Below are 1,254 nucleotides of genomic sequence, written 5' to 3'. Positions count from 1 at the left end.
TGTAATGGTACGGTTAACTTGGATGGTATTTAAGCCTTATAATTATCACTACTTATAAGGAATCTGATATGTCACCAAAACTACGAGTGCAAATCACCCCTCAACAGAAGCTTGAATATGCCAAGATGATGGTTGAAGATGGTTACACCAATCAACAGATACAAGATATCAGTGGTGCTTGTTCATCAGCTGTAGTGCGCTGGAAGCGCCAATATAAAGAAGAAATGTTAGGCATGACACCCACTAATAGAGTGGCATTAACACCAGAGCAGCAACGTATACAAGAGTTGGAAAAACAACTTGCTAGAGCCAAAAGAGACATCGATATATTAAAAAAAGCCAGCGCCTTGTTCATACAAAGTCAGTAAAGCCTGACGTTGTCAGAAAATTGAAGAAGGCGCACCCAACATTCACTATCTCTGAACTTTGCCGAGTGCTTGGCGTCGCCAGCAGCTGTTTTTACTATACGAGAGTTGTATGCTCTGATGAGACCACCCTGCACGATAGAATTTACCGTATTGCAGAGGATTCTGATTTTACTTATGGCAAGCGCCGAATACACCGAGAACTGGTAAAAAGTGATGTAAAGATAGGTTTAGCAAAAGTATCGAGACTGATGAAAGCCATTGAAATACCAGTTAAGTATCCGAAAAAAAGACATCGTTACAACGAGGTTGGTGAAGAAAGTATCTATGCACCTAATATATTGAAAAGGCAGTTTACCCCCGAAACTCACAATACTCATTGGGTGACGGATGTGACCTATATTCGTTCCCATCAAGGTTGGAGTTACTTGGCATGCGTATTAGATCTAGCAACGAAAGAGGTGGTCGGATATTCGTTGTCACGCTCCCCTGATACCAATTTAACTTTGGCCGCATTAGACAATGCCATCCAAAAACGACGAGCCGACACAACTCAATTACTGTTGCACTCAGATCAAGGATGTCACTTTAGCTCACGAGCTTATAGGCATAGATTACAAGTGCTAAATATTACACAAAGCATGAGTAAACGAGGGTGTTGTTGGGATAATGCTGTGATGGAACGTTTTTTTCGTTCTTTAAAATCAGAGCGTTTAAACGAATTAAGCTTTATCAATCATCAGTCAATCGTAATGGAGGTAGAGAGCTACATTCGTTTTTACAACTATAAACGAAGTCATAGTGGGATTGATTATTTAACGCCAAATGAAAAATACCAACAAATGCAAAAAGTGGCTTAAAAACTCTCCAAAAAAGCTGGATCATTACA

Annotated in this window: 1 protein-coding gene; it reads left to right on the top strand. The window is 40.0% G+C overall.

Features of this window, described 5'->3' with window-relative positions; all coding sequences use genetic code 11:
- Nucleotides 1-68 precede the first annotated feature (68 nt).
- A protein-coding gene (locus EYW48_RS21140; RefSeq protein ID WP_088721186.1) for an IS3-like element ISVa4 family transposase occupies nt 69-1,225 on the top strand; the annotation gives its coding sequence in 2 pieces (ribosomal slippage) (nt 69-330 and nt 330-1,225; 1,158 coding nt in all).
- The last annotated feature ends 29 nt before the right edge of the window (nt 1,226-1,254 follow it).

The sequence above is a fragment of the Vibrio sp. 1180_3 genome (assembly GCF_029478545.1).
GTDB lineage: Bacteria > Pseudomonadota > Gammaproteobacteria > Enterobacterales > Vibrionaceae > Vibrio > Vibrio aestuarianus.
This window is presented reverse-complemented; position numbering and strand designations above follow the sequence as displayed.